The organism is Arthrobacter sp. NPDC056493 (assembly GCF_042795115.1).
In the GTDB taxonomy this organism is placed as follows: Bacteria; Actinomycetota; Actinomycetes; order Actinomycetales; family Micrococcaceae; genus Arthrobacter.
Map to the genome: position 1 here is coordinate 1 of NZ_JBHTSL010000118.1, position 3,513 is coordinate 3,513.

The 3,513-nt window shown below is 64.2% G+C and carries 3 protein-coding genes and 1 riboswitch; all 3 genes read right to left on the bottom strand.

Features of this window, described 5'->3' with window-relative positions; translation table 11 throughout:
• Positions 1-70 precede the first annotated feature (70 nt).
• Genes ACFQ50_RS24415 through cycA form a run of 3 tightly spaced genes read right to left on the bottom strand, consistent with a single transcriptional unit; the run spans position 71 to position 3,352 of the window.
• Positions 71-880, bottom strand: coding sequence for a methylenetetrahydrofolate reductase (locus tag ACFQ50_RS24415; protein WP_377998213.1), 810 nt, complete (start codon positions 878-880; stop codon positions 71-73).
• A 31-nt stretch (positions 881-911) separates the two neighbouring features.
• Entirely contained in the window at positions 912-1,865 is a 954-nt protein-coding gene (purU, locus tag ACFQ50_RS24420; protein ID WP_377998214.1) for a formyltetrahydrofolate deformylase, read from the bottom strand.
• Complete coding sequence (gene cycA, locus ACFQ50_RS24425; protein ID WP_377998215.1) at positions 1,862-3,352, bottom strand: D-serine/D-alanine/glycine transporter; 1,491 nt, start codon at positions 3,350-3,352, stop codon at positions 1,862-1,864. Before cycA ends, purU begins: the two co-directional genes overlap by 4 nt.
• A gap of 49 nt (positions 3,353-3,401) precedes the next feature.
• Positions 3,402-3,503, bottom strand: a riboswitch (glycine riboswitch).
• Positions 3,504-3,513: the final 10 nt, after the last annotated feature.

Genomic DNA, 3,513 nt, shown 5'->3' on the forward strand with positions numbered 1-3,513 from the left:
GTTGTGGCCCCATTTCCCGGTGGAAAAGGGGCCACAACTGTACGTTCGCGCTGTAGTTACAGGAGTTGGATCAGGAGGCCTTCGCGCCTTCCCTGCTGCCCCAGTTCATGGCGGGCTGGGTTTCGACGTTGTTGAACGTGTAGAGGTGGATCCCCGCAAGCGCAGCTTCCATGGCGGCCAGTTCGGAAACCAGGGACTCGGATGAGTAGCTGCCGGCGTTCAGGAGCCTGCGCGCGAGCGGCCCCTTGCGGTTCAGGAACTTCAGCGAAGGGCCTACGCCGATCTTGGTGGCCAGCGAGATCAGCTTGGCCCGCGGGACGGCCCCGGCCACTCCTGCCCAGATCGGGAGATCGACACCTTCGCGGCGCAGCAGTTCGGCGTACCAGCCCACCCTGGACGCAGAAAAGCACATTTGCGTCACCACCTTCGAGGCCAGGTGCTGTTTCTCCAGCAACACATCGAGCATGTGCAGCTCGTTGTGCTTGGGATGGCCTTCCGGATATCCGGCCACACCGATGGCCATGGTTCCGCCGGTCAGGTCGGCAATGTCCTCCATGAGCCGGAAACTGTTGCTGTAGGGACCGGCAGCCTCCGAAGTGTCACCGCCGATCGCGAAAACCTCCGTGACCCCGGCAGCCCCGCAGTCGCGGAGCATGCCCGCCAGGTGGGCCCGGCTCCCGATGCTTCGTGCCGCAAGGTGGGGAATCACCTTGTAGCCAAGCCGGCCAAGTTGAACCGAGGTCCGCACGGTGGCCCCAACCCCGTGGTGCGGCAGGCAGGTCACCGTGAGCGTTGATCCGGCGGGAACGTGCGCCTGGACTTTGGCAATGATGCCGTCCGTGGGGATGATCTCCAGGCGCAAAGGCAAGTGGTTCGTCATGAGCAACTCCAGGTCTGGGTGGATGGGCTTGTCAGCGGAGGATGACCGTCCGGTTCCCTGACAGGATGATTCTTCCTTCGGCGTGCCAGCGCACAGCGTTCGTCAGGGCCCTGCACTCAGCATCCTTGCCTACGGACACCAGATCCGCGGGAGTGTAGGTGTGGTCGACCTCAATCACCTGCTGCGCAATGATCGGTCCTTCATCAAGCTCTGAGTTTACGTAGTGGGCCGTGGCGCCGACCGTCTTCACTCCACGCTCATGCGCCTGGTGGTATGGCTTGGCGCCCTTGAAGCTGGGCAGGAAGGAATGGTGGATGTTGATGGCCCTGCCGGCGAGCCGGGCGGTGGCGGAGTCGCTGAGAACCTGCATGTAGCGGGCCAGGACCACGAGTTCCACCGCGTACGCGTCCACCAGCTTTAGAAGCCCGGCCTCCGCTTCGGCTTTGGTCTCCGGCGTCACAGGGATGTGGTGGAACGGGACCCCATGCCAGGCCGCGAGCCCTTCCAGGTCGGGGTGATTGGACACGACAGCCGCTATCTCCACCGGCAGTTCGCCGCTGCGGGCGCGGACCAGCAGGTCGTTGAGGCAGTGATCGTACCTGGACACCATCACCAGGATCCGTTGCCTGCGGTCATGGCGCTCCAGGCGCCAGTCCATGTTCCACTCGCCGGCCAGCGGCGCGAAGCTATCCCGGAGCTGGTCGACGGCGGACCGGTCAACGGCGGCGGTGTCACCCGTGGAGGCCGTCGCGGCGAAGTGCACCCTCATGAAGAAGTGCCCCGCGGTCCGGTCGCCGAACTGCTTGAGGTCAACGATGTAGCACTCCTGCCTGAGCAGGAAATCCGCGACCGAACGGACGATTCCCAGGGAATCCGGGCAATGGAGGGTGAGTACAAATTCCGCGCCCGTACCGGGGGTCTGGGCCCCGCGGGCCCGACCCTCCGCCTGTGCAGCAAATGTCGGCTTTTCCTCGGTCCTGATCATCCCTTGACGCTTTCCTTTTCCTCGAGACGCCGGCCCGCCTGCTCGCGGGCGGCGGTCTCCTCAGCCTGGAGCTCATGCTGGAAGGCTGCGTAGCGGGCCAGGTGCGCAGGCCGGCGGCGCAGAACCAGCCAGGCCGCACCGAGCAGGACGAACCAGGCGGGGGTGATGAGCAGCGCCGCCAGGGTGTCCGGCTGCGTGGTGAGGGTCCACAGAACGAAGGCGAAGAACGCGAAGACCACCCACACCATGGGAATGCCGCCGGGCATCTTGAACCTGGAGGCAGTGTGCAGGTGGGGACGACGCCGGCGGAAGGCAATGTAGCTGGCGAGGATGATCGACCAGACGAAGACGAAGCAGACAGCGGAAACGGTGGTGACCATGTCGAACGCCTTGCCGACGTCCTGGCCGGCGTACATGAGCACCACTCCGGAGAGCAGCAGGACACAGGACAGGAACAGGGCGTTATTGGGGACCTTGCGGCGGGACAGGCTGCCGAAGGCGGCCGGCGCGTCGCCTTCCTGGGCCAGGCCGTAGACCATGCGCGAGGTGGAGTAGATTCCCGAGTTGGCCGAGGACATGGCCGAGGTCAGCACCACGAGGTTGACCACCGTGGCGGCGGCTCCGAGCCCGGCCAGCGAGAACATCGCAATGAACGGGCTGTGGCCGGCGGCGAACTGGGTCCAGGGCGTGACGGACATCAGGATGATGAGGGCACCCACGTAGAAGAGCAGGACGCGCACCGGGATGGAGTTGATGGCTTTGGGGAGATTCTTCTCCGGGTTCTTGGCCTCCGCAGCCGTGGTGCCCACCAGTTCGATGCCCACAAAAGCGAAGACGGCAATCTGGAAGCCGGCCACAAAACCCATGAATTCGTTGGGGAAGAAGCCGCCATGGCTCCACAGGTTGGTGAAGCTGGCCTGTCCGGCGTCGCTCTGGAAGCCGGTGAAGATCATGAACAGGCCCACGACGATCAGCGCGGCGATGGCGATGATTTTGATGAGCGCAAACCAGAATTCGGTCTCGCCGAACGCCTTGACGGTGGTCAGGTTCAGCAGCAGCAGGATGGCGACCGTGGCCAGGCCCGGGATCCAGAGCGGAAGTCCCGGCCAGAGCTCCCGGGAGTACCCGGCGATGGCGATGACGTCCGCGATTCCGGTGATCACCCAGCAGAACCAGTAGGTCCAGCCGGTGAAGAACCCCGCCCATGGGCCCAGCAGGTCGGCGGCGAAGTCGCTGAAGGACTTGTAGTTCAGGTTGCTCAGCAGCAGCTCGCCCATGGCCCGCATGACGAAAAAGAGCATGAAGCCGATGATCATGTACACGAAGATCACGGAGGGCCCGGCCGCGGAAATGGTCTTGCCGGAGCCCATGAACAGGCCGGTGCCAATGGCACCGCCGATGGCGATTAGCTGGATGTGCCGGTTGCTCAGCTGCCGCTCCAGGCGGGGAGCCTCACCGGCCGGGGAGGCAGGAGGATGAATCGTCATAAGGAACTCCATCGTTCAAGTGGCCTTGAATGGCCACACTGATTCGGTTCCTCCCCGCTCTGTATGGGACCTGAGAGATTCCGCGGACTTGGTTCTCCGCTTGCACCGTCGGTGAGCCCGGTTACCCGAACTGCTTTCCAGAGTTGCCTAGCCGTGGCGGT